Genomic DNA, 21,382 nt, shown 5'->3' on the forward strand with positions numbered 1-21,382 from the left:
CTTTACACGCAGATGGCATCGATCTCCGCCTCTGTGATCGCTTCTATCACGCTCCCCGTGTTCCCACCGCCGACTCGGGGAGTTTCCTTCATTTTCCCACCAACTTTATACTGAGTCTTAATGCGGCCCCGTTCGATCTTGATGATCTTCTGGGTGATCTCCCGGCGGATAAGGAATCCTGTCGTATACTCCCGGCCGCCAACGATATCTCCGATATCTGCAACCACATCCGCGACCTCCACGGTCATCTCTTTATAGTCTTTTAAGCTTTCCAGCCGTTCTGTCCCGCCTTTGATAAGCTCTGCTTCCGTCTCAGCATTTCCGTAATCATACACAGCCACCCGCTCATCCATGCCGAAAAAGGCCTGTGTCCGGCCGATATTGCCGTCCGCATCGGTATAGAGATGGACGACCAGCCGATCCGTCAATTCACCCTGGCCAAGGCAGATCAGATGGTTGATGCCACGGGTGTGATCCTTCGTAGTGAACCGTACCCTGCTGTCCTCGCTAAATTCCAGGCTGTCTGAATGATCCACGATGGGCATGGCCTGGACCTCAACGGTAAATCCATGCCGTTCCCCCTGCCGGAGCTTGATGTCCAACCTGGCTCCAAATTTACTCAGCATCTTTATGAGCCCGGTCAAAAGGTCCGTGTACCGGTCAAACTGGTAAGACGTTATCTGTATGCCGCTGTCTGTTTCCGGAACAGCAAAAAGGCCCGGGAACATCCCGTCCACAAGGTCTTTCATGATGGCATTCGCTTCACCAGCCACCATCCGGTAAGCGCTGCCTTCCGGCGGCTCAATGATCTTTTGAGATAACATCTTCCGCCAGACATCCCCGGTGATCCTGACGGTATTACTGGCTGGAACCGTCTCCGGTGTGGAGACCGGGCCGCCATATTCCGTATCGGGGATATAGATGTAAGCTACCCGGCTGTATATGTCTTCCCATTGCCCCAATGACACCGAAAACTGATAATCGTTGGTGCCGCCGATATCCATGTCCATATCCAGTTCAACCTGGCCCAGTTCTTTTTTATCTTTGTCCGCAAGCATGAAATCCATGACCTACCTCCATTCCGGTTCGGACCGCTCGATAAACAGTGTCAGGTCAAAACCAAAGGCGTTGTTCCAGGTGATCTCGTTCATTCCCGGTATTATCGGCTCGAAAATAGATTTCGTTCCTCGGCGCCGGTTGTCAAACTCACTCAGGACAGCGCCATCGTTTAATACACGCTTCACAGTCTTATCACGACTGTCGATCAAAAGATATTGTCCAGCTTCCAGCGTGGTATACACCTGGCGGACGATGCCGCCTATCGTCACCGCCGGATTGATAGCCGGACCGTAAATCTTTAAAAGGTATTTACACGGCGCATAATGGTCAAGATTGATATGACCGACAGAAATGATATCTGGAGCATAATCATAATCATAGTCGTATGGATAATCCAAATATGGATAACCTGTATCGCTGCCAACAGGATGGAAGGCCTTGATAGATTCAGTGACCCACTGGGGATTGCCGCTTACAATAAAAATGGTATTGTCCAAGAAATTGCATCCATATTCCCACTCTGTCTTTTCACTCCCGAAAATATAACACCTCATATATTGCCCATTAACATACAGACGACCCGGTGTTAAATTGACCACGTCTGAATCAACGACACTATAAAAATGATTAAGCGAGTTATAGTATTCATCCATTGTTCGTGCAGCGACAGTAAGAACAACATTTCTCTCGGACACCTCTGAATTAAATCCTTGAATCACCCCTCCATGGGATGCATTAAAAAATGTATAAGACTTTTTATAATTAAGGATATCCCCCGTCTGAATTCGATATGGCCACTCTACAAGATTGAGTTTTTCTCCCCGAGCATTTAAATAGTATATCTCCATCATACGCCTACAATCTCTCCTATCAAACGGCCAAAGTCCCGACCGTCAACTTCCACCTTGACCCCCGCCCGGATCAGGGCTGCCACAATATAACTGGCCATTTTTTCATAATTTATCAACTCCTGATTGTTTTCGAGTTCCACATTTTTATAAATTTTATTAACAAATTCAGAGGATAAACTTTCACCAATCGCATGATTTTCAGCTGCAACTGTATCACGCATACGCTTAACAAGCCCAGAAGCATCAATCCCAGTAAAATCTAACGCACCAAGTGCCGTCTCGGAAATCTGCTCTGCAGCCGCTTCAACTTCATCCTCTTTATCCAGAATTCCACCGATATAGCCATCATCAAAGTCGTGTGCCAGCTTACGAGTCTTTTTGGACGGTGAAGCAGATGCTTGTGTTGCCTGGACAGCCGCAATAGCTTGTGCTGCCATTGAAGCCGCCGCCGCTACTGCTGCACTGAGACCGCCGTAAATACCATTGGCATAGCCGTTTGCAAAATCAATTCCAAGTCCATATGTTCCGTCAGAACCGATCCTAAGTCCGTTGACTGAATTGTCCCCAATTTCCTGACCGGTTGACCGAGACAAATCCTTCAGTGCTGCCATCGCTCGAATAAATTCATATACGGCCAGATTTGCTATTACACTGAAATGGCTATCTACTTCTGACGCATCCACACCACTATTCGCACCATCGCCAATAGATGAACCGGCTGCATTTGCCGCACCAGTCTGCGCATTCATACTACTTGCAAGGTTGCTTCCAGCCGCTCCACCAGTGCTCTCAAAATGTCCTTCAACGCCCTGTGAATCCAGCCCTTCGTTCAAGTTCCTTCCAGTTCCGGCACCAGCCGCATATTCTTCTCTCCAGTGGGCCGTTGTCTCTTGAATAGCCGCATTCGCTGCATCACCGGCAGCCTTCTCATGGTGTCCTGGAACATCGGCAGAATCAAATCCTTGCTTGCCGTTCTCAGCAAAATCCTTGTTTGCCGCATTATACGAAGGGGTATGACCAGCCGTAGTCGTGACAGCTGCTTGACCGGCGGTATCTGCCGCTCCTTGAAACGTCGGGGCCAGTTGATCCAGTTCCCCTTTGGCCGCAAATACCATCTGGTTACACTGATCGACCATCTCCTGTGTAACTCCCGGCATTCCCGCTTGAAGGGCTGCAAGCATCATCGCCACATTATTTTCCAAATCGCTTACCTGCTGTGTCAGCTGTTCCCGGTTCGCATTTGTTGCCGTCAACATTCCCTCAGAAACTGTCGCCAAAGCCTGCTGAATCTGATCAGCGCTCTCTGAATGTACTGCTGCCAACAGCTGTTCACTGGCACCCATCTCATCGATGGACACCTTTGCCTGATTTGTTGTTGCCGAATACTCAGCAACCTTCCCTTGCATAAAATCATACTTTGCATTGGCATCATCCAGTGTCTGGTTACATTCATCAATGGTAGTATCTAATTCGCTCACAACAGACTGGGCAGCTTCCATTTCACCCCGACATTTATTGAGAGCCTCTTCTGTTTCGCTGGTGGCCGATCCAGAATTTAATAATTCCTTTTCATACTGAGCAACCACTGTGTTATAGGCCGACTGTTTCTCATTCAAAACTTCCATCGCATCATTCCGCGCTTGTTCAGCCTCGGCAAGATTCATCTCAGCTTCCCAGATACTCTGGGCAATCGGAACAAGGCTTTCCTGCGCCGCTTTGGCCATGATCATATCTTTACTAGCCTCGGTAACCGCCACGATTGCATCTTTATTCATATTAAGATACCCGGTCTCTTCATCTATCACCAGATTTAATCCAGGAATCTTACCATTGAGTTCGTCTACGATGGCCGCCATCGCCGCCTTGTCTTCAGCGCTTTTATTTTCTTTGTCCGATAATTCAAACAGCTTCTGTGTGAGAATATCGATCGCACCAGCTTCCGACATAGCACCGTCGTAAGACTGCTGACGCTGTTCGATACTTCTCTGAACGGACTCGTTAGTCTTACTTAAGCTCTCCATAAGAGTTTCATTCTCTTCCACCCAAGCGGTCGTCTCTAAAGTTGCTTCTTCCTGAGTCGCACAGTAAGCAATGATACCAGCTGTCAGAACGCCCACTGCTGTCAAAGCAAGTCCCAAAGGTCCCCCAAGAATAGACAGTGCAGCATTCCAAGCGGTCGTAGCCGCAGTGGCCAACGTAATCTTTCCGGTAATAACACCAACAATAACCTCTTTTGCCGATAATGCGCCTGAAGCAGCCAGTATTTGCGCCGCATTTGCAGCTTCTGCAGCTGTGAGCATTGTCAACGCCGTATCAAAGGCCGTAATCAATGGTGTTATTGATCCTACAATCTTATAAGCGCCAAAAGCCGTAGCTCCTGCCGCTACTAGCGGCACGACGATTTCTGCGTGTTCTCCAAGAATGTCCAAAATATCAACTGCCAGTTCAATAGCCGGCACAAAGATCTTTCCAGCTGTTGTAGCCAGATTTTCAAACATTGTGACCGTCGTACCAATGGCATTTTTTATACCGCCAGAGGTCAAAGACTTTGCCATCTTATCAATCGCATCTTTTACCGGCTTTTGGACCGACTTCGGAAGCATGTCTGCCAGACCATCACCAAGTGCTTTTGAAATCTCAACGGCAGCATTCCATATTTCATTCTTATTTGCTGAAATACCTTTGGTAAAGGCTTTAATAAATTGGATAGCCGATTTGATCATCTTCGGCGCCTGTTTTGTGGCTTCCGTTGCCATGTCGGCAAATATAGTTCCCGCCTCTTTGACAGCCCCTTTTAAGCCGCCATCTGTAAATGCTTCCGATAACTGGTCCACGTATCCAATCCCTGCTTGGACCGCTTCGCGAAGTTCAACATCTACACTTTCATAAACCTGAATGCCCAATCCTTCAACAGCGGACTGTAATAACGTGATATCGCCTTTCAGGTTATCGTTCATGACTCCGGCCATCTCTTCGGCTGCACCGCTGGCATTATTGATAGATAGTGTTAGCTTTTCAAAATCCTCGTCAGAGGCATTTACGATTGCCAAAAGCCCCGACATAGCCTCCTGTCCAGCAAGAGAAGACGCCATCTGAACTTTCTGTTCTTCTGATAAGCCGGCAAACTTGGTCCGAAGGTCAGCCATGACATCACTAAGCGGGCGCATTGTTCCATCTGCATTTGTCATGCTAAGTCCAAGCTCATCTATTGCCGCCGCCGCATCTGCCGGCGGGTCTGATAATCGGGTAAACATTGTACGTAATGCTGTACCCGCCTTTTCACCCTTAATGCCAGCATTTGCCATTAATCCAATGGCAACCGCTGTATCTTCAATACTGTAGCCAAGGGCTCCAGCCAAAGGTGCAACATACTGAAATGTTGCGCCCATCAGTCCAACATTCGTATTAGAATTGGACGCTGCTTTTGCTAAAACATCTGCAAAATGACTGGAATCTGATGCCTGAAGTCCAAAAGCGGTCAAAGCATCTGTTACAATATCGGATACACTAGCTAAATCTTCTCCCGAAGCCGCAGCCAAGTTCATAATACCCTCAAGGCCGCCTAACATATCCTCAGTAGACCATCCGGCCATAGCCATATATTTTAAAGCTGCCGCTGATTCTGTCGCCGAAAACTTTGTCGTGGCGCCCATTTCCTTTGCTTTCGTTGCCAGTTCTTCAATCTGCTCTCCTGTGGCACCAGATATAGCTTCTACTTCTGACATACCTGTCTCAAAGCTGCTTCCGGCTTTTACGGAATAGCCTGCAAAAGCTGTCAATGCACCACTTGCTACCGTTATGGCCGCCGTGGTTGCTTTTAACCCCGTTGATGCCAGACTCCCAAGCTTCGATATATCTTTTTCAATCCCTGAACTGTCTAATCCAGTTTCAATAACAACCTTGCCATCTGCCAATATCCTCACCTACCTCGAGTAAAGACACCGGCACATCGGCACACATCTTTAAATCTTTAATTCAAATTCTTTTTTGCAATCCTTATTTTTGCACTTCAAAAAAATGCCCTGGCATTTGGCACCCGGTATTTTAAATACATTCACCGGATAGCCGCAATGCGGGCATTTCACTTTCACCTTTTCAATTTTTCATCACCTCTGAAGGATGTGACTGATATCCCCACCATTTATAAGCGCTTCCTCGATTTCTTCAATCATCTGGCTCTTATGTTCTGGCATCGGAAGTTTATATTGTTCTTTCATCCTTTTATAAAACCGCTTCTGGTCATTGGTCATCTTCCCGGTTATTTCCATATTCCGGTACCCAATGATCTTCGTTATCTCGTTATCATCACCCAAAGACTGAAATAACGACCGGAACTTCCACCAATGCATATAAGGCAGTTCCTGCAGATCGATACTATACTGAGACAAAAATGCCGAATAGATATAATCACCGTCACAATCAAATCGATACAACGGCTTACGTGATCGTTTCTTTTCATCCTTTTTCCCACAGGAATAAAACCACATGATCTGCTCCAACGCTTCTACTATATTCTTTGGAATAGATGGATAGCAAAGCTTAAGCATCCGATAGATTTTCTCTTCATCAGACAGTATATCATCCTGCAACGTAAGTTCCAGATTAACAAAAATACGATAGTCCGTATTTATTTTAACTTCCACCCCGTCAATCTGAACTGTCTGTGGAAGTCTCTCAGTTAAAAGAGAACTCATTTACATCACTTCTTTTTCGGACGATACTTTTTGGCTGCTACATCTGAAAGTTTTTTCATTTCAGCAATCTGTTTATCCTCCGAATCACGGATTTTAGAAAACACGTTCAACGCAGTCATCATGTTTGGACGACTACCGCAAATCTTTTCGCCCATTCCTGCACCAAAAAGTATATCGCATCCCTCAGAAACCACCGAAAACATCTTTCTCATAGCATCCCCCGGCTTCGTTTCTGCCAGTTGAACCACTTCTTCCGATGCTGCAACGATATTACTTTTTATATCCGCATAATAATCGGCTGTTTCTGCATCATAGATGTCAAAATCAACTTCTACACCATTGTCGAATTTAACCAACATAAAATCCCTCCTTTATACAGATGCTGTAAATGTTTTCGAATTTGTATCAAAAGTTCCTTCGGTCAAGTTCCCAATCTGAAGCAGATTACCAGACGCCGCCATCTCACCGTCATTATTTTCAAAATTTGAAATTTCAACAGCTACGTGAAATTTTCTCGCATGATAGGAACTTCCTGTATCTCCAACCTTCTGATCCAGATCCACAATCACATAATCTGTCTCAGCATCACCGCCAACTTTTTGAAGTTCACCAATCTTGCAAATAAAATCAACTGCTTCCTCACTGCGAATCTGATCTGTATTAAATGAAGACGACCAATCATACCCCGTAACTCGTTTGGTCTGGGCTTTGTCATTAATGTACCGTTTAGAGCTTGTCTGCGCCGAAGGAGATTCATTCAATTCCGAAAAACCGGCACCCATAAAAGCATATGTAGAATCGGTGCTCCCTACGTCAATATAGTTCGCCTGCATATATCTCTGTCTTACTTCACCTGACATCTTAAATCATCCTTTCCTGAAAATATGTTAATTTACATTGTATCTGATACTGAGCCAGGGTCTCATCCGCATTATAAACATACCCCGTTGTCTCAGCAAAAATCTTTCGTGGTGTCTTTTTATCGTCCAACACCGGTAGTTTACCCTGTAGCGTACTTTGTTCCAGCCAGTCAGCAAACCGTTCATAAAAACCGCTGTTGGAAATATTTTCAATGGTATCCGGACCATAATATTCCCGGCTGGCAAATACAAAGGCAAACTGTCTGACAGAACTGCCACCCATGTATTTTTTTACAATTGGATTCACCGGCGTCGGCTCGATCATATAGTTAACTGCATCATCATCCATATAATTAACATTCACAGCCTTAGAAAATTCATCCAGAAACGGACAGCCCTGAATGAAATCCCGAATACTTTCTATAATCGTCATCCTGGTTTACCTCCTGCAAATCTTGCTACTGATTGAACAACCTCATCGCCGCGATCAGCCCACATCCGCCTGTCCCACAACTTTCCACGAAGTCCGCTGCCGCGGTTCTGCTCATATTGCTTTTTAGAATATACCTGTGGGTACATAATAGTATCCACATTTTCGATTGCCGAATTTTTCAGCATCCCAGATTTCATGGGGACATATGGGTCTGACAGCCTTCGGACCTCATGAGTAAAAAAGCGCTGTGCATCTCCATTTTTATTCAGCCCTCTCTTAAGCAATATTTGCTGTGTAGGATTCATCGTCAATTTTACTCTTGCCATCAGGAGACACCTCCAATTCGAAAATGTGGATTATTACCACGGCGATTATCCGAAAACGAATTCACCCGTGCGACGTACGGATATTTATTCAACAGATCCGAAGCCTGACGTATATCGTCATCCACCAGACCCCTGACAACCAGATCGTCATTCTGAATCGTCCAATAGCCGTCTGTATCTTCCGACTGCTTCCATTCTGAATGATCAAGAAACTTTCTATCTGTCACTGACTCTTCCGGGACCCGAATCTTGTAGATATCTGCACTGTGTACACCTGACTGGTCAACAGATGTTTTCTGATCTGTATACCAATGGACGTTTCTAATCTGTGTCCGGACATACTCGGTCAATTTTGTAACCGGATTGCTTTTTTGATTATAAATGGTTATGTCTGCATTAGTAATCATAAGACGCCATCCTATTGCGAAGCGTAGTATCCGCCAAATATATATCCGCTGCTTCTATCATCCGTAAGCGTCTTGAACTCTCGCCGCTGTCCACATAAGTGACGGAATATCCATCGTTATTCTCGGATTTAATATCCCGATGTTTATCCAAATTGTAGACCGCTTCTGCCGTTGCGCAGATGGAAAGCTTCACAGCCTTTAAATCATCCGGACGCAGATCATATTTATGAATCCTCCCGAAAGTAATTTTGTTAATGAATGCTTCGGATTCCACACTTTTTCTATCAAAGGCACTTTCGGGTATGACTGTACCTTTGAATGTATTTGTATAAAAATCATAATCAACATTTATCCATGCCATACCCTTATCCTCCCATTATTCCTTCGGGATCAATGTTACCGCCTTTGTGACCGCAGAAGATGCAACGATAACTGTCTCCGTAATCTGGCCAAATCCTGCTTTACGGATCTTCGCCGGATATGTGCCGGCGCGAAGATTAAATTCGGCTTTGCCAGAACCATTTGTCTTTAATCTAGAGCCGTTGACGTCGATAATGGCTCCTTCAATTGCTGCCGGTGTCGTTTGATTGTCACTTACGGTAAAGGTTACCTTCTGTGTAGTTACTGCTGTAGCTGGTTCCAAATAAGCAAATGGGCAACCTACGCGGTCTTCATCCATACGTGTTGCCGGATTCGGAAGCGCCCACCCCATACGGAACACAACACGAAGTGCAACCATATCCTGCTGTGCCAGGTTATACACGATTTCTTTGGTCACAGGGTCCTGGATAACTCCCTGATCAAGAATCTTAACGGTCACATCCTGACGAATAGAATATACAGCCTGTTTAAAATCTCCAACGACCATCTGAGCTACTGTATTATCAAAAGCACCGTTCTGAGGAAAATACATCGGTGCGCCATCAAGTGCGTACTGTGTAGAGCCCTGCATATCAGACTTAAAGATAAGACTGCCATCCGTTGCCCGGATGCCTCTGAGTTTTGCTCTCATACCCATGGCTGCCAAACATCCGGTCGCCATATAACCGTCTTCCTCGACCTTAGATATAACACCACCCTCACCCATAATCAGGTTATAGTAATCAGGACTGGAACCAACAGCAACATTGTTCCCCGCCTGTCTTGCGGTCGTAATGATATCATTGCGCCATGCCGCCGGACGGTTAACACCAAATACAACAGCACTGTCAACTCTCTGACCGATAGCTTCATTGACTCTCGGTGTAATCTCACCAAAAATATCAAACTCTGCATCATCCAGGACAGCTTCCGGAATAGGTACGATAACAGCTAACTCTGCTGCATCAAGGTATACATTATCCCATGCCTGCTTTGTTGTCTGCTTCATTCCTGTATCACCATCCACCCAATAGGCTGTTGGAAGAAAATCCAACACACGGATTCTCGTCTGATTACTTGTCATATTTGGCAACTTACGTGCCATACTCATAAATACAGACTGTCTTGGCGCATCCTGAAAAACGGTAGAAACAACCTGCTGGCGGATAATCGCCTCGGCATTTTCTCTATTTGTAATATTTACTGGCATTTAAATTCCTCCTTTTATTCTCGCCCCAATAAGCTCCTAAGTGCATTATTGGCCTGCGTTTTTAAATCATCAGATTCTTTGTTCGGCCCAGGCGTCACCGATACAACCCTTGGGATATTCACATCCTGGAACAGATAAGCATTATCCTTCTTTACTACATCTAATGCCGCCTTGATATCTGTTTCCTGATTTTTACTTGCTTTGAGTTTTTCCACATCGAGAAATGGCATAATTGCTTTAATATCACGAGGATTATAGGCCGCTGCCGTTGTTCTTAACAGGTCATTAAAATCCCTGTCTGCAATCTGCTTATTATACTCCGCTTCCTTCGTGGCCAGTTCAGTTGTTAAGCGCGTGATTTCACCCTGAAGTTGTGTTGGATTCACGCCTTCAAAGTTTTTTAAAGTTGCCTGCGCTGTGCTGAGCTGTGTCTGCAATGTATCGCGCTCCCCCTTAAGTCTCTCAATATCCCGACCGTTTTCGGCAAGAATCTGTGTGATAACGTTTTGGTCTGTAATTCCAAGACCACTTAAAAATTCAGTTCTCATTGTATCCATCCTTTCGCATTAGGTTATTTTTAGGTGTGTAACCGCCCACCGGCGAAGCGACTGTTTTAGGTCTAATCTGCTGACCAATTTCGAATATAAAAATAACACCCAGATTTCTCCGCGTGCTTCCTGCTGTTTAACGGACAGCTCCGAGATAAAAGGATCACCTTATCCTTTCTCATATTCTTTTTTAAATCGATACTTCTTGCAAACACATACATTTCCCGTATCATCCAGAATAATGTAATCTCCAAGTTTTGCTTTATATGTGCAAGCCGGCGCCCGAATTGTACAACCGTAAACTTTAGACTGTCCGTCTATAATCGCCCGGTCAATATAGGCCTTCTCACTATTCAAAAGATTTCCAAACCACTCAGGTCCTGTAATTTCCGAATCTCTCGTAAATACAAAAGCCTCTACCGGCATTGCTCTCCGAATAAAATTCATAGGTTTCACCTCCAAAAAATGGCATAAAAATGCCACTGGTTTTTTGCCCAGTGGTATTTAATACGTTTTAAATTCGATAGAAATGGCTCCATCATTCATCGTCCATTCAGCCCAGTAAATACAATCAATCCATTGATCAGACTCATTGTATTTTTCCCATTCGTGCTGAAATTCTTCGGCTTTATCTAAGGGAATCAGCCAACCACGGATATCTTCACCCTCCATATCGTCTAAGAAAAATTCCCGGCCTTCGCCGCAATCGGCAAAGAATACCATCCCCAGAGAAGCTGCCTTTGATTGAACGATCTCCCAAAATCTATTAAATTTTTCGTTTTCCTGCGTTCTTAACCCTCGCATTTTCTACACCGCCCTTCAAAATGGTTACAAATTCTTTTCCTCGTGTCACGACGACATCAGGGCCTTTAATATAAAACTGACACAAACCTTCCTGAGACCGCCAATTGCCTTCCCTTACTTCGTCTGCATTTTCAACAATATCCAGAATAAAGTGCCGCATTCTTTGCCTGTCCACAGAACTTTGTGGGTTCAAACCATATTCTTTTGTATGTTTGCCAACCTTCTTACCAAACTGTTTATCGGATATATTGATTATATCACTATTTTCAACTTTTTGATACCGTATATTCGCCTGTACTGCTTTCTGGCTGACTGATTTATTAAATCCAACAATCCGCCCCTGATTGTCTTTAACTGCATAGACCTGCAGCCTTGAGGAATCCATCGGACGTTTCGTCTTCCGGCAGAAGTCCTTCAAGTCTGTCTCCTGAGCTTTAAGACAAACGGATTTGTTTTCAAACGCCATCTTAAGTTTCTCTTTTAAAACAACATCTTCTGTAGTTTCCATAGCAGCATTGCAGGCCGTCAATTGACGTCTGGTCTCACGGATCTTTCGCTCCATAGAACGCTGCATCTGACTGCATTCATAATCCGTCAACTTATTGCCATTATATTCATACTCTCTAGCACCATAACTTGCCAGCATTTTTTCCGTATACGCTGGAACAGATACCCCTGGCCAGAACGCATGAAAGTTATGCCGACAGTTCCACCCACATAATCCGACACCGGTACCATATCCCGTTTCCGAAAATGGCGGATACATATTACTCTTTCCGGATATACAAAAAACCTTGCCCTGCCAAACTTCATGTGAAGGCCTGGCGCCACTATGCGCCGTTGTCTCTACAAAATCGCAGCCAGATTCATCGCAATACTCCAAATTGATCTTGGCTGCCGTCTGATTAACCCCGGTTAGCACTGCTCGTCTGACGGCTACATCGATTTTATCAATATGGCCAGAAGGATATAAAACTGTAGCACCGTCTCTTGCTACCGTCAATATCGCCCGTTTTATAGCTTCCTGATTGGACAGAACACCACTGGACACCTGCAAGTAAGCAAGGTTCGTAGCATTGTAATAGGCATTCTGAGCCCTTATTGCCGTTGTAAGTGTAAGATTCGTTAAATCTCGGCTTGTCTTTTCCAAACCCGCTTTTAACAATTTTATCATCGTTTCGGATTGCTTCAACTCAATCGGCATCAAGCCCATCTGAGACATGATATCGTTCTCATACCGGATATTCTCTACGCCGGCATCCTCAAACAATCGCTTAAGCTCATCCTCTGCATACCCAGTCACCTCAGAAATCCGCTCAATGACATCCTCATACAGAGTACCCATTTCCTGTGCCTGTTTCATCTGCCATGCCGCCGTTTCTGTTACCATCCCAGTCTTTACAATCCGCCGGGACACGTCCTCGATGATGGATTCATTCAAAGCATCATACATAGCCAGAATATCATCTGTTAATCCATCTAAATATTCCGGTGTAAGCAATGTATCACCACCTATTCATCATCTGGAAAGCCTTTTGGCTGCGCCGGTATCATTTTTAGCGCTTCTTCTTCTGTGACGCCATACTTTTTTGCAATGTACAATTCCTTACGAATCATTCCAGATACGGCGTCTTGTTGCATGGACAAAAGTTCTTTTTCTTTATCTACGACAATTGAATCATCCCACCGGAAGTTCATCTCATATGTACAGATTGGTGCCAGATTGTAAATCGTCGCATAAAAGTCCATCGCTCTAACAAGGTCCTCCAGCGCTGTTTGTGTCGCTTTCTGTATTTCACTCACTGCAGTGTAAGAACGCTGTTTACTTGCCTTTATTTCCTCCGCTGTCTTATCGACATTCTGAGGGTCTGAAATCGTACCGTAGGCAAGATTGCACTGAAACTCGATTAATTTTAATTGTTTATCTAATCCCCTGTAATAGCTTTCATCCCGGATATCCGGGGAATATGTATCCAAAAGCGGTTTGTCCTTTGCGCCGGAATTGTACTCAACAGATCGGTACAATCTCTCTTTTCCGCCAGGATACTCATAAGCATCCCTGGTTTTATCATACTTCAATAGGCTGTCGGCAATATGCACTGCAGCTTCCTTGGCATCATACTCCCAGTCAATCTGACTATAGCGTTTATCTGCAACTCGAATTGAATCAACTGCCTGAGCATATACAGAAGTACCAAGCGGACTATTCGTGTCCTCTGCATTTACAGAAGGAATTCTTAGATATCCAAAAGGCAGCCTGTCGACGCCTTCATATACTGCACCAGGCGACAACTTTGACCATCGGTCTACAGCTTCCAAGGGTGCCGGTACACCAAGGCTGTAATCATTTGTACTGACAAATGCCTTATTGGTGATATGCAAATGCTCTCCTTTCATCTCATGCATTTCCAACCGAGTATATATATTTTTCCCACGCCGTACCTGTTCAGCAAACACACATTGTGTCATATGCCCAGAGCCGTCAAAGCTAATAGGGAAAAAGCAATCTGCCTGGACATACTGCACTGAAATTCCTTTTTGGGTTACGTAGGGTTTAAAAACCATACCGCCTTTTGCACAGGCGAGCTGTACATTACGTCTCAAATCATTGAGAACACTCTTATATTGCTCGTTCAAATAATCTGCCCTTGGACTCCCAATAACTTCAGATTCAAGTTCAAGTGTAACCAGCCGGGAAAATTCTGACGAAATAGAGGATGGAAGATTCATTCCAAATACTTTTTTATTGTCAACCCACCAGGGACGATTCTCAAACAGTGCCGTCCACAGCTCAATCTGATTTGCCATTTTTGAAGTCACACACACATCTATCTGTGTATCCGAACTCTTATTTAACGTTTTTACGATCAAATCAAGCATCGTTGTAAACTTCAAATTTCTCACCTCTATTCATACTTAATCAGTTTTGTAATATACCGTTCAATGGTATATTCAAAAGCATCCAAGCTATCAATATCACTTGTCCCATCATCCAAACGGATATTTTTAGTAATCTCGTCCGGGTCCCATACAGCACTGCAAAATGCAGCAACAAGGCTATCACACATGAGATCCATGTAACTGTACCGGCCCTGTGCCATCAGTCGAGTCGTCAGTCGGATCCGGTCATTAATTTGTTCTTTCAGGGCGTTTTCAACGCGTATCCAACCAAGACCAGCTTTTCGGAGTGATGACTTAATCCCAAGAATTAACGTCTGTTCAGCACTATCGCAATAAACTGCTGTGATATATCCATATAAATTAATTACCTTTAAGCAGAAATCTACAAACATCTGTCCGAGCTGTTCTGGATCGATCTCAATCTGATTTCCATTCTCATCTTGGCAACCATGCCATTCCGAAGCCAACGAAACGACTTCATTAAATCCTCTTGTAATCGCTGTTGCTGAAAATGCATGTCCTGATCCGGAGCCCCCAAAGTCAATTGACAAGATAATCTCCATGATATCTTTCGGTTTTTCTGTTCTTCGAAAACGGAATGCCTTACTATTCGTGTCCTCGGCAAACTGCCTATAAATGAGGCCCTGCGCCGTCACGCGCATTCCCTTAATATCCTGCAGATACCAGATGCTCCCCGGTGTATACTGGCTTTCAATCTCACGGATCCGTTCCGGTGTAAGATTGATATTGTCGTACAGCGTACAGTGCATATAATTATAGCCGCCTATGAGTTCCCCCGCAGCGGCCTGTTTCGCATATTTATCAATATATTCTTTGTATATCGGTGCATTTGGATTATCTGGGTTCAAATCCCAGAACACCTTACGCCGATGAGCAGCAATCGTACGGTTAAAAGCTTCTCTGATAGTGTTTTTATGATGCAGATTGATTTCCGTTGCAATCCACATTCCGTAAGAATTACCTCGAATTTTTTTATAGCTATCCTCTTTTCCGCCGCCGGCAAAAATAATGATTCGCTGCCGATACTTTGTTGCCGGACCTTTAACATACAATGCCTCATTATCTTTGTACTTTCCCCAGTGACATTGCCCACGAAATATCCATTCAAGGCCGAACCCATTAGCATCGCCAATATTAAGTTTGGCATTACCGACAGTTGAACCAGTAGCTAAATGTATACGGTCCATTGTTGTTTTAAGCTCATGAGCAAACGCAAATACATTATCTACCGTCTTTCCGGCTCTGACAGCTCCCTCAGCCACGTTATACATACAGCTTTCACATTCCCGGATATATGTTTTATGCTTTTCACCAAAATTGAAGGCTATCGTCTTTTTCTTCTTAACTGCCTGAGCCATAGATATCACCCTCAATTTCATCCATATCTTCAATTTCCTGATTATTTCCGGTAAGCTTATCCGTCTGAGCCTTCATGTGGGCGATTCGTCCAATCTGCTCCTCAGAAGCCAACTCCCAGTTTTTATGCAATAGCTCATCATATTGCTTAATCAAGCTACGCAACTCTGATTGTGCTCTGGCCTGTGCTTTCAAAAAGTTTGCCTGCTTATCCCAGGCCTGCTGGACTTCCCATTTCTCGCCCATGATCTTACCGACTTTAACTTCTACTTTTTCCGTCGTCTTGTCATCACGATCGCGCACATACATGATTTGCTGTGCCCGTACAATAGCCGCATAAGCAATCTGTATATTATCCCATAAAATATCCAGAGGATCCAAAGTCATCTGATTAATGATGTCCTTCGTTTCCTCTGGAAGATATTTTGCAAAAAGCCCATGCTTCTCCGCATTTTTATTTCCTGGTGGACCAGTGGCATTATGATTCCCTGGCTGACCACCTTTTTTTCTTTCCGAACGTTCGCTTTTTTTACCCGAGCGTTCGCTTTCCCATTTGTGTGTACTCTTCCATCGCCGAACTGTCCCCTCCGGAAGATTTAGCTGACTTGCAATCTCAACTAATTTCATTCCTTTTAAATACAGTTCTTTCGCCTGAGTTATTCGTTCATCGGGTTTCCGCGGCATCATCACCACCTCTCATTCGTCGTTTTGGGAGCCGGTGCTCAAGTCACCTCAGCTCCTTTTGGATAGAAGAAAAGAGACACCGGAGTGCCTCTTTTACATTGCCGTATTATTCATCTTTATATACTTTTCATATGTCTTAGACATACTCGTTGTCTTAAAAATAGCTTTAGTAATTTTTTCGTATGGCTTTTTCCTTTTATAAACCCTCAATATCTTTGTTAACATTTCCAAAAAGAAAATCGATGGCTCTATACACAATTTCCCAAACCATTTAAACTTTCTATTAAAATAATTAATAAAAATTTCAAATGATTCCTCATAAATTTTTGCCATAAATGAATCTTCTTTTATTTTATTTATAATAATTTCCACTGACTCTTCATTCTCTACTGTTGTGGTAACTGTCGTAGCAAAAAAATCAGTAAACGAAATGTTGTTTTTAATTAAATAGATTTCTACGTTAATTAAGCCTATTAAGTATTGATATTCCTCTGTTTCTTGTTTTCCTGGACAATTCATAGCATAAAGACTCACCTCATCTCTATATCTATACAATCCAAAAAGAATCCTATCTTTTTTAGGCAACACAAAGGCATAATAACTTATTATTGCTATGGCTATTATTCCAAATAACATATAATTACTTAACATGCTCTCGCCTCCTAATTACCTAATTCTGATGAAGTATGTATGTTTATCTTTTCTTTGCCATGTATAGCTTCGCTTCTCACCGTAGCCATTCTTTTTATTTCATTCCGTAAAAAAATAATATACAAAATCATAGATACGCATGCAAAAAATAAAAATGCAACAATACTAACCAATACAATTATTAAAATATTATCATTTTGAATTAAATATGATAAAAAACCATCATTCAATAAATGCTCTGCATAGTCATAATCTTCAGGTAGATGTAAGACAAATATTATATCTCTAATGATAAACCATAATATCGCCAATGCCGCTACTTTACTAAGACTAATAAAATTAAAAAAGCCATCAATCAACGCCTTAACCACATCCCACACGTTTGTTTGTGGCCGTATATCATTTCTGCTTTTATTCTTCTTTCGTGCCATTTATATCATATCCTACTTATTCATTAATGTTAATTATTATAACATTTTAAAGCACACATTTCTATAACTTTTTATATTTTTTAATAACAAAACGCCCCGTATTTCTACAGGACGTTTCAAAAATATATATGGGGAGATCTCTTTACAGAGAAATCGGAAGTGCCGGAATCGAACCGACCTCACGGATTATTGGTGCACCTCACCGTAGTATCTGCCATGATACATAACTTCCGAGTCATCCGCCAGGCTGTGACACTCTGGCGGACACAACATTAAACTTTTAAGGAGATACATTTAATGAAAAATTCATCTAACACAACTTCCATTTTAATTAAATCATATTTTTTCGGGACATTGGGGGACATTTTGAAAAAATCTTTGAATTCTTTTCTTCACATTCTCATCAGAATAGCTTTTTTTCCTCTTTGGAAACATATAGTTCATTTTTTCGGCCACCTTCAGATACGTCAAGTTATCTATGAAATATAACCGGAACATCATCCGCAGCTCACTCTTATCTATGCTGTTTATGTACTCCTCCGCCTGAATGGTAAGCTCCATAAGCTCTGCCTCTTTCTGTTCAAGCTGGTATATATGTTTTTTTAATGCTGATTCCTTCCGGGATATTGCTGCCACCGGCCGGCCCTGAATCTTTACTGTCCGGATAGGCTTCTTGCCTTTCTTCCCGCAAGTAACTGAATCCGATACAACCAGCTTATTCAGCCGGTCCAATTCTTTCCTATCCTTCTCGATTCTCCTCCTTATATCCTTAATCTCTTCCTTCATAGCACTGTACTGGACCAAGATGTTTTTGTCCATCCTTTCAATCCTCCTTCACCCGTGGAAAATACTGTCGTTCACGATGATATTTTTCCACTTTTCTTACTCGCCCCAAAAGATTTGTCATTTGGTCCAGTGTCTTTTTGTGCTGCGGATCCTGAAAAAACTTGACAATCTCTTCGTATTCCTCGACCATATCCTTATAATCCCTCCGGGCTTTCCGGCTCCTATGAAGCTTTGTACAGATCTTACTTCGTTCTTTGGCCGAAGATTCAAATTCTATGGCATGAAGGAAATCTTGCAGTTTTTTCTCTTCTCGACGCATGTTGTCCAAAGCGCATGCATAAACCTTTCTGCTCTCATCCACGAAATCAAGAAAAGCCTTTATATTTTCTGACACCACTTATATCACATCCTCACATAAACCTGTCCATGACCTTCTCTCGCCAGCTGCTATGCTCTATCTGGCAGGCCGTAACCTGTGTACTGGTTCTTCCCAGGCTACATCCGTTTTTCTCCCGGTACTCAGCATCGCACCGGGCGCACTCTGTTGCCGGCCGTGATGCTGTTATTGTTGTATCAAGCATTGTTCTCACTCCTTATATGGTTCTGGTAATGGCATCCAGGCAACGACGTCGTCCCATCCATTTATGTCCCATGTATATGCTTCACCATCTTCTGTATTTTCCAGAAAATATCTTTCGTCTATGGTTACATATTTCCCATTGGTAATGAGTACCTCTTCTTCGTAATCTGGCAACCTTTCACTCACCGGAATCCACCGATTCTGCTGCCGCAACTCTGCCAGCTCCTTTGCCATCTTTTGATATTCTTCATTAATGACTTGGAGCTGATCTGGTGTGATACCGGTATCCTCGTAGTCTTCCAAAACCGCTATCGCATTATAGATATCCTGATTATTGCCATAAACCTCTTTGTTGCATAAGCACAAATTCCCTTTACTATCTCTTGATGTTAATCTCTCCATCGTGATTCCTCCCAACTATCTGTGCCACACTTTACAGACACAAGCTTTATGTATAAACATCTCCGTTTTCCGTTTCGTCTTCACATACTCCACGCCCAATGCATCCTGTTCTCTGATCTTTTCGCCGCACCCTTCGCACTGGGGATACTCCCCAAGATGGCAGTTATAATATCTCTCAACCATTTTTTTTACGTCTATCATAATCCCTCCCTGATTGCTTTTATCCTTGCTTTGAGGCTTTTCATCACCCAGTTCTGTACATCATCTTTTCTCTCTAAGGCCTGCATCACGTCCTCATCCCTGGTTCCGGAACACACCAGATGATGGATGATGACCTTTTCCGTTTGCCCCTGTCGGTGCAGCCGTTTATTCGCCTGGGTATATAACTCATAGTTCCATGTGAGCCCGAACCAGATAACATGATTCCCACCTTGCTGGAGGTTCAGGCCATAAGCACTGCTGGCCGGATGCGTCAGAAGCACATCGACCTTCCGGTCATTCCAGTCATCCTCATCCTGTATCGTCTTTAGCTCCCGGATGCGTAACCCGGATTTCTCCAAAACCTTCAGGAGCCGTTCCCGGTCGTGCTGAAAATTATAAAACACCAGTACTGGTTTCCCTTGAAGAGACTCAATCAGCTCCACAAACGCCTCAAGCTTACAGCCATGGACTTCGTGTGCCTCATGGTCATCATCATATAACGCTCCGTTGGCCAGCTGTAACAATTTATTGCTCAATGCCGCCGCACTGGTCACGCTGATGTCCGTTTCATCCTCAGGAAGCTCCAGGACCATTTTCCGTTCCAGCTCTCTGTAAGCCTTCTCCGCCTTCGCATCTAAGATGACCGGTACCTGATGATAGATGATATCCGGAAGCTGCAGATAGTCTTCCGCTTTCATGCTGACGCAGATATCCGATATCTTCGCCAGGATACTGTCTTCACTTCCAGGCTTGGCCTTGTAATTATACACGATGTTGTTTCCCCGGTCTCCCGGGTCAAAATATCGTTCCCGGAACTGGGTATATCTCTTTCCAAGCCGTTCTCCGCCATCCAGAAGGAATACCTGGGACCACAGATCATTGAGTCCGTTTGGTGACGGCGTCCCGGTCAGTTCCACCAGACGGACGATATGGTTCCCTATACTGGCTAAGGATTTGAACCGCTTCGCCTTGTGGCTCTTAAAACTGCTGGACTCATCGATGACCACCATATCGAACGGCCAGCTGTTCCGGTAATAATCCACCAGCCAGGAAACATTTTCACGATTGATGATATAGATATCTGCCGGTGTGTTCAACGCCCGTATCCGTTTTGCCTGGCTGCCAAGCACTGGTGATACCCTTAAGATTTTCGTATGCTCCCATTTATCTTTCTCCTTCGTCCATGTTCCCTCCGCCACTTTCTTAGGGGCAATGACAAGAACCCTTCGGACCTCAAACCGGTTATACATCAATTCCCGGATGGCCGTCAGTGTGATAACTGTTTTTCCGAGGCCCATATCCAAAAACAATCCGATTTTTTTTATCTCAATAATCCGGTCAATGCAATGCTGCTGATAAGCATGCGGCCTGAATAGCATCTGACATCACCTCTCAAAGTTCATACCTGCAATCCAGCGCCTTGCTGATTTCTTCGTACCCGTTATCCTGAAAAAACTGGCTCAGGCCGTCGATCCCTTTCACGACCTCGACATGCTGTCCAAGGCTTTTCAGACGGTCAATCTGGACCTTCTGCAAGGCGCTTAGTTTTCCGTTATCGGCCTTAAGCTCCACAAATATCGGCTTCCTGTTCGGGAATACTACGATGCGGTCCGGCACTCCGCCATTCCCTGGACTCACCCACTTATAGGCCCGGCCGCCCAATTTTTTCACCTCGGCCACCAAAATCTTCTCAATCTCTTTTTCCTGCATTTTTCACTCCCCCTCTGCACTACATTCCGCTACATCCGTCACACACACGTGTATGTGTGTATATATTAGGCGGGTCAGGCGGTATTAGGTATATCTATTATTATTTA

General features: G+C 44.0%; 27 protein-coding genes. All 27 read right to left on the reverse strand.

The window, feature by feature from the left end; translation table 11 throughout:
- Positions 1–2: 2 nt before the first annotated feature.
- The 27 genes from EV212_RS00770 to EV212_RS00895 all read right to left on the reverse strand — a co-directional run bounded on the left by EV212_RS00770 (position 3) and on the right by EV212_RS00895 (position 21,275).
- Positions 3–1,067, reverse strand: coding sequence for a hypothetical protein (locus EV212_RS00770; RefSeq protein ID WP_132087386.1), 1,065 nt, complete (start codon positions 1,065–1,067; stop codon positions 3–5).
- A 3-nt stretch (positions 1,068–1,070) separates the two neighbouring features.
- The gene (locus EV212_RS00775; RefSeq protein WP_132087389.1) at positions 1,071–1,910 is read right to left on the reverse strand and encodes a hypothetical protein; all 840 of its coding nucleotides are present in this window, start codon (positions 1,908–1,910) and stop codon (positions 1,071–1,073) included.
- The gene (locus tag EV212_RS00780) at positions 1,907–5,824 is read right to left on the reverse strand and encodes a phage tail tape measure protein (protein ID WP_243115418.1); all 3,918 of its coding nucleotides are present in this window, start codon (positions 5,822–5,824) and stop codon (positions 1,907–1,909) included. Before EV212_RS00780 ends, EV212_RS00775 begins: the two co-directional genes overlap by 4 nt.
- 192 nt (positions 5,825–6,016) lie before the next feature.
- Positions 6,017–6,604: a bacteriophage Gp15 family protein gene (locus EV212_RS00785; protein ID WP_132087395.1), complete on the reverse strand. Its 588-nt coding sequence runs from the start codon at positions 6,602–6,604 to the stop codon at positions 6,017–6,019.
- Between the two features lie 5 nt (positions 6,605–6,609).
- Positions 6,610–6,963, reverse strand: coding sequence for a DUF6673 family protein (locus EV212_RS00790; RefSeq protein ID WP_132087398.1), 354 nt, complete (start codon positions 6,961–6,963; stop codon positions 6,610–6,612).
- A 12-nt stretch (positions 6,964–6,975) separates the two neighbouring features.
- Positions 6,976–7,464: a hypothetical protein gene (locus EV212_RS00795; protein ID WP_132087401.1), complete on the reverse strand. Its 489-nt coding sequence runs from the start codon at positions 7,462–7,464 to the stop codon at positions 6,976–6,978.
- Between the two features lies 1 nt (position 7,465).
- Positions 7,466–7,897 carry a chloramphenicol resistance protein gene (locus EV212_RS00800; protein ID WP_132087404.1) on the reverse strand — a complete coding sequence of 144 codons (432 nt, stop codon included), beginning with the start codon at positions 7,895–7,897 and terminating at the stop codon, positions 7,466–7,468.
- The gene (locus EV212_RS00805; RefSeq protein ID WP_132087407.1) at positions 7,894–8,223 is read right to left on the reverse strand and encodes a minor capsid protein; all 330 of its coding nucleotides are present in this window, start codon (positions 8,221–8,223) and stop codon (positions 7,894–7,896) included. Before EV212_RS00805 ends, EV212_RS00800 begins: the two co-directional genes overlap by 4 nt.
- Positions 8,223–8,630, reverse strand: a complete 408-nt coding sequence (locus EV212_RS00810; protein ID WP_132087409.1) for a DUF6751 family protein — start codon at positions 8,628–8,630, stop codon at positions 8,223–8,225. The genes EV212_RS00805 and EV212_RS00810 overlap by 1 nt, the downstream gene beginning before the upstream one ends.
- Entirely contained in the window at positions 8,620–8,991 is a 372-nt protein-coding gene (locus EV212_RS00815) for a head-tail connector protein (RefSeq protein WP_132087412.1), read from the reverse strand. The genes EV212_RS00810 and EV212_RS00815 overlap by 11 nt, the downstream gene beginning before the upstream one ends.
- Positions 8,992–9,006: 15 nt before the next feature.
- A complete protein-coding gene (locus EV212_RS00820) occupies positions 9,007–10,200 on the reverse strand; it encodes a phage major capsid protein (RefSeq protein ID WP_132087417.1) in 1,194 nt (397 codons plus the stop codon).
- 14 nt (positions 10,201–10,214) lie between these two features.
- Positions 10,215–10,748 carry a phage scaffolding protein gene (locus EV212_RS00825; RefSeq protein ID WP_132087420.1) on the reverse strand — a complete coding sequence of 178 codons (534 nt, stop codon included), beginning with the start codon at positions 10,746–10,748 and terminating at the stop codon, positions 10,215–10,217.
- A gap of 168 nt (positions 10,749–10,916) precedes the next feature.
- Complete coding sequence (locus EV212_RS00830) at positions 10,917–11,195, reverse strand: hypothetical protein (RefSeq protein WP_132087423.1); 279 nt, start codon at positions 11,193–11,195, stop codon at positions 10,917–10,919.
- A gap of 57 nt (positions 11,196–11,252) precedes the next feature.
- Positions 11,253–11,552: a hypothetical protein gene (locus tag EV212_RS00835; protein ID WP_132087426.1), complete on the reverse strand. Its 300-nt coding sequence runs from the start codon at positions 11,550–11,552 to the stop codon at positions 11,253–11,255.
- Positions 11,515–13,053, reverse strand: coding sequence for a phage minor capsid protein (locus EV212_RS00840; RefSeq protein WP_132087429.1), 1,539 nt, complete (start codon positions 13,051–13,053; stop codon positions 11,515–11,517). Before EV212_RS00840 ends, EV212_RS00835 begins: the two co-directional genes overlap by 38 nt.
- A gap of 11 nt (positions 13,054–13,064) precedes the next feature.
- Positions 13,065–14,447: a phage portal protein gene (locus EV212_RS00845; protein WP_132087433.1), complete on the reverse strand. Its 1,383-nt coding sequence runs from the start codon at positions 14,445–14,447 to the stop codon at positions 13,065–13,067.
- An 11-nt stretch (positions 14,448–14,458) separates the two neighbouring features.
- Positions 14,459–15,832 carry a PBSX family phage terminase large subunit gene (locus tag EV212_RS00850; protein WP_132087437.1) on the reverse strand — a complete coding sequence of 458 codons (1,374 nt, stop codon included), beginning with the start codon at positions 15,830–15,832 and terminating at the stop codon, positions 14,459–14,461.
- The gene (gene terS / locus EV212_RS00855) at positions 15,816–16,514 is read right to left on the reverse strand and encodes a phage terminase small subunit (protein WP_132087440.1); all 699 of its coding nucleotides are present in this window, start codon (positions 16,512–16,514) and stop codon (positions 15,816–15,818) included. The genes EV212_RS00850 and terS overlap by 17 nt, the downstream gene beginning before the upstream one ends.
- A gap of 93 nt (positions 16,515–16,607) precedes the next feature.
- On the reverse strand, positions 16,608–17,165 hold the full coding sequence (locus tag EV212_RS00860; protein WP_132087443.1) for a hypothetical protein: 558 nt from the start codon (positions 17,163–17,165) through the stop codon (positions 16,608–16,610).
- 11 nt (positions 17,166–17,176) lie between these two features.
- Positions 17,177–17,596 (reverse strand): hypothetical protein, encoded by a 420-nt coding sequence (locus EV212_RS00865; RefSeq protein ID WP_132087446.1) that lies wholly within the window; start codon positions 17,594–17,596, stop codon positions 17,177–17,179.
- 336 nt (positions 17,597–17,932) lie between these two features.
- On the reverse strand, positions 17,933–18,415 hold the full coding sequence (locus tag EV212_RS00870; RefSeq protein WP_243115419.1) for a hypothetical protein: 483 nt from the start codon (positions 18,413–18,415) through the stop codon (positions 17,933–17,935).
- 4 nt (positions 18,416–18,419) lie between these two features.
- The gene (locus EV212_RS00875) at positions 18,420–18,776 is read right to left on the reverse strand and encodes a hypothetical protein (protein ID WP_243115420.1); all 357 of its coding nucleotides are present in this window, start codon (positions 18,774–18,776) and stop codon (positions 18,420–18,422) included.
- A 16-nt stretch (positions 18,777–18,792) separates the two neighbouring features.
- Positions 18,793–18,963, reverse strand: a complete 171-nt coding sequence (locus EV212_RS13385) for a hypothetical protein (RefSeq protein WP_165873256.1) — start codon at positions 18,961–18,963, stop codon at positions 18,793–18,795.
- A gap of 5 nt (positions 18,964–18,968) precedes the next feature.
- Positions 18,969–19,364, reverse strand: a complete 396-nt coding sequence (locus EV212_RS00880) for a DUF551 domain-containing protein (RefSeq protein WP_132087452.1) — start codon at positions 19,362–19,364, stop codon at positions 18,969–18,971.
- Between the two features lie 15 nt (positions 19,365–19,379).
- On the reverse strand, positions 19,380–19,565 hold the full coding sequence (locus EV212_RS00885; RefSeq protein ID WP_132087455.1) for a hypothetical protein: 186 nt from the start codon (positions 19,563–19,565) through the stop codon (positions 19,380–19,382).
- Positions 19,562–20,944 carry an SNF2-related protein gene (locus EV212_RS00890; protein WP_132087458.1) on the reverse strand — a complete coding sequence of 461 codons (1,383 nt, stop codon included), beginning with the start codon at positions 20,942–20,944 and terminating at the stop codon, positions 19,562–19,564. Before EV212_RS00890 ends, EV212_RS00885 begins: the two co-directional genes overlap by 4 nt.
- A gap of 13 nt (positions 20,945–20,957) precedes the next feature.
- A complete protein-coding gene (locus tag EV212_RS00895; protein ID WP_132087459.1) occupies positions 20,958–21,275 on the reverse strand; it encodes a VRR-NUC domain-containing protein in 318 nt (105 codons plus the stop codon).
- Between the last annotated feature and the right edge of the window lie 107 nt (positions 21,276–21,382).

Origin of the sequence: Frisingicoccus caecimuris, from assembly GCF_004340975.1 — a bacterium.
GTDB lineage: Bacteria > Bacillota > Clostridia > Lachnospirales > Lachnospiraceae > Frisingicoccus > Frisingicoccus caecimuris.

Excerpts from the sequence above, each read along its gene's own strand:
- EV212_RS00805 (WP_132087407.1), bottom strand. The coding sequence starts at position 8,223 with ATGGCAAGAGTAAAATTGACGATGAATCCTACACAGCAAATATTGCTT.
- EV212_RS00820 (WP_132087417.1), bottom strand. The coding sequence starts at position 10,200 with ATGCCAGTAAATATTACAAATAGAGAAAATGCCGAGGCGATTATCCGC.
- EV212_RS00880 (WP_132087452.1), bottom strand. The coding sequence starts at position 19,364 with ATGGAGAGATTAACATCAAGAGATAGTAAAGGGAATTTGTGCTTATGC.
- EV212_RS00775 (WP_132087389.1), bottom strand. The coding sequence starts at position 1,910 with ATGATGGAGATATACTATTTAAATGCTCGGGGAGAAAAACTCAATCTT.
- EV212_RS00835 (WP_132087426.1), bottom strand. The coding sequence starts at position 11,552 with ATGCGAGGGTTAAGAACGCAGGAAAACGAAAAATTTAATAGATTTTGG.
- EV212_RS00895 (WP_132087459.1), bottom strand. The coding sequence starts at position 21,275 with ATGCAGGAAAAAGAGATTGAGAAGATTTTGGTGGCCGAGGTGAAAAAA.
- EV212_RS00870 (WP_243115419.1), bottom strand. The coding sequence starts at position 18,415 with ATGGACAAAAACATCTTGGTCCAGTACAGTGCTATGAAGGAAGAGATT.
- EV212_RS00830 (WP_132087423.1), bottom strand. The coding sequence starts at position 11,195 with ATGAATTTTATTCGGAGAGCAATGCCGGTAGAGGCTTTTGTATTTACG.
- EV212_RS00800 (WP_132087404.1), bottom strand. The coding sequence starts at position 7,897 with ATGACGATTATAGAAAGTATTCGGGATTTCATTCAGGGCTGTCCGTTT.
- terS (WP_132087440.1), bottom strand. The coding sequence starts at position 16,514 with ATGCCGCGGAAACCCGATGAACGAATAACTCAGGCGAAAGAACTGTAT.
- EV212_RS00825 (WP_132087420.1), bottom strand. The coding sequence starts at position 10,748 with ATGAGAACTGAATTTTTAAGTGGTCTTGGAATTACAGACCAAAACGTT.
- EV212_RS00785 (WP_132087395.1), bottom strand. The coding sequence starts at position 6,604 with ATGAGTTCTCTTTTAACTGAGAGACTTCCACAGACAGTTCAGATTGAC.
- EV212_RS00815 (WP_132087412.1), bottom strand. The coding sequence starts at position 8,991 with ATGGCATGGATAAATGTTGATTATGATTTTTATACAAATACATTCAAA.
- EV212_RS00860 (WP_132087443.1), bottom strand. The coding sequence starts at position 17,165 with ATGTTAAGTAATTATATGTTATTTGGAATAATAGCCATAGCAATAATA.
- EV212_RS00795 (WP_132087401.1), bottom strand. The coding sequence starts at position 7,464 with ATGTCAGGTGAAGTAAGACAGAGATATATGCAGGCGAACTATATTGAC.
- EV212_RS00810 (WP_132087409.1), bottom strand. The coding sequence starts at position 8,630 with ATGATTACTAATGCAGACATAACCATTTATAATCAAAAAAGCAATCCG.
- EV212_RS13385 (WP_165873256.1), bottom strand. The coding sequence starts at position 18,963 with ATGCTTGATACAACAATAACAGCATCACGGCCGGCAACAGAGTGCGCC.
- EV212_RS00850 (WP_132087437.1), bottom strand. The coding sequence starts at position 15,832 with ATGGCTCAGGCAGTTAAGAAGAAAAAGACGATAGCCTTCAATTTTGGT.
- EV212_RS00890 (WP_132087458.1), bottom strand. The coding sequence starts at position 20,944 with ATGCTATTCAGGCCGCATGCTTATCAGCAGCATTGCATTGACCGGATT.
- EV212_RS00790 (WP_132087398.1), bottom strand. The coding sequence starts at position 6,963 with ATGTTGGTTAAATTCGACAATGGTGTAGAAGTTGATTTTGACATCTAT.
- EV212_RS00865 (WP_132087446.1), bottom strand. The coding sequence starts at position 17,596 with ATGGCACGAAAGAAGAATAAAAGCAGAAATGATATACGGCCACAAACA.
- EV212_RS00770 (WP_132087386.1), bottom strand. The coding sequence starts at position 1,067 with ATGGATTTCATGCTTGCGGACAAAGATAAAAAAGAACTGGGCCAGGTT.
- EV212_RS00885 (WP_132087455.1), bottom strand. The coding sequence starts at position 19,565 with ATGATAGACGTAAAAAAAATGGTTGAGAGATATTATAACTGCCATCTT.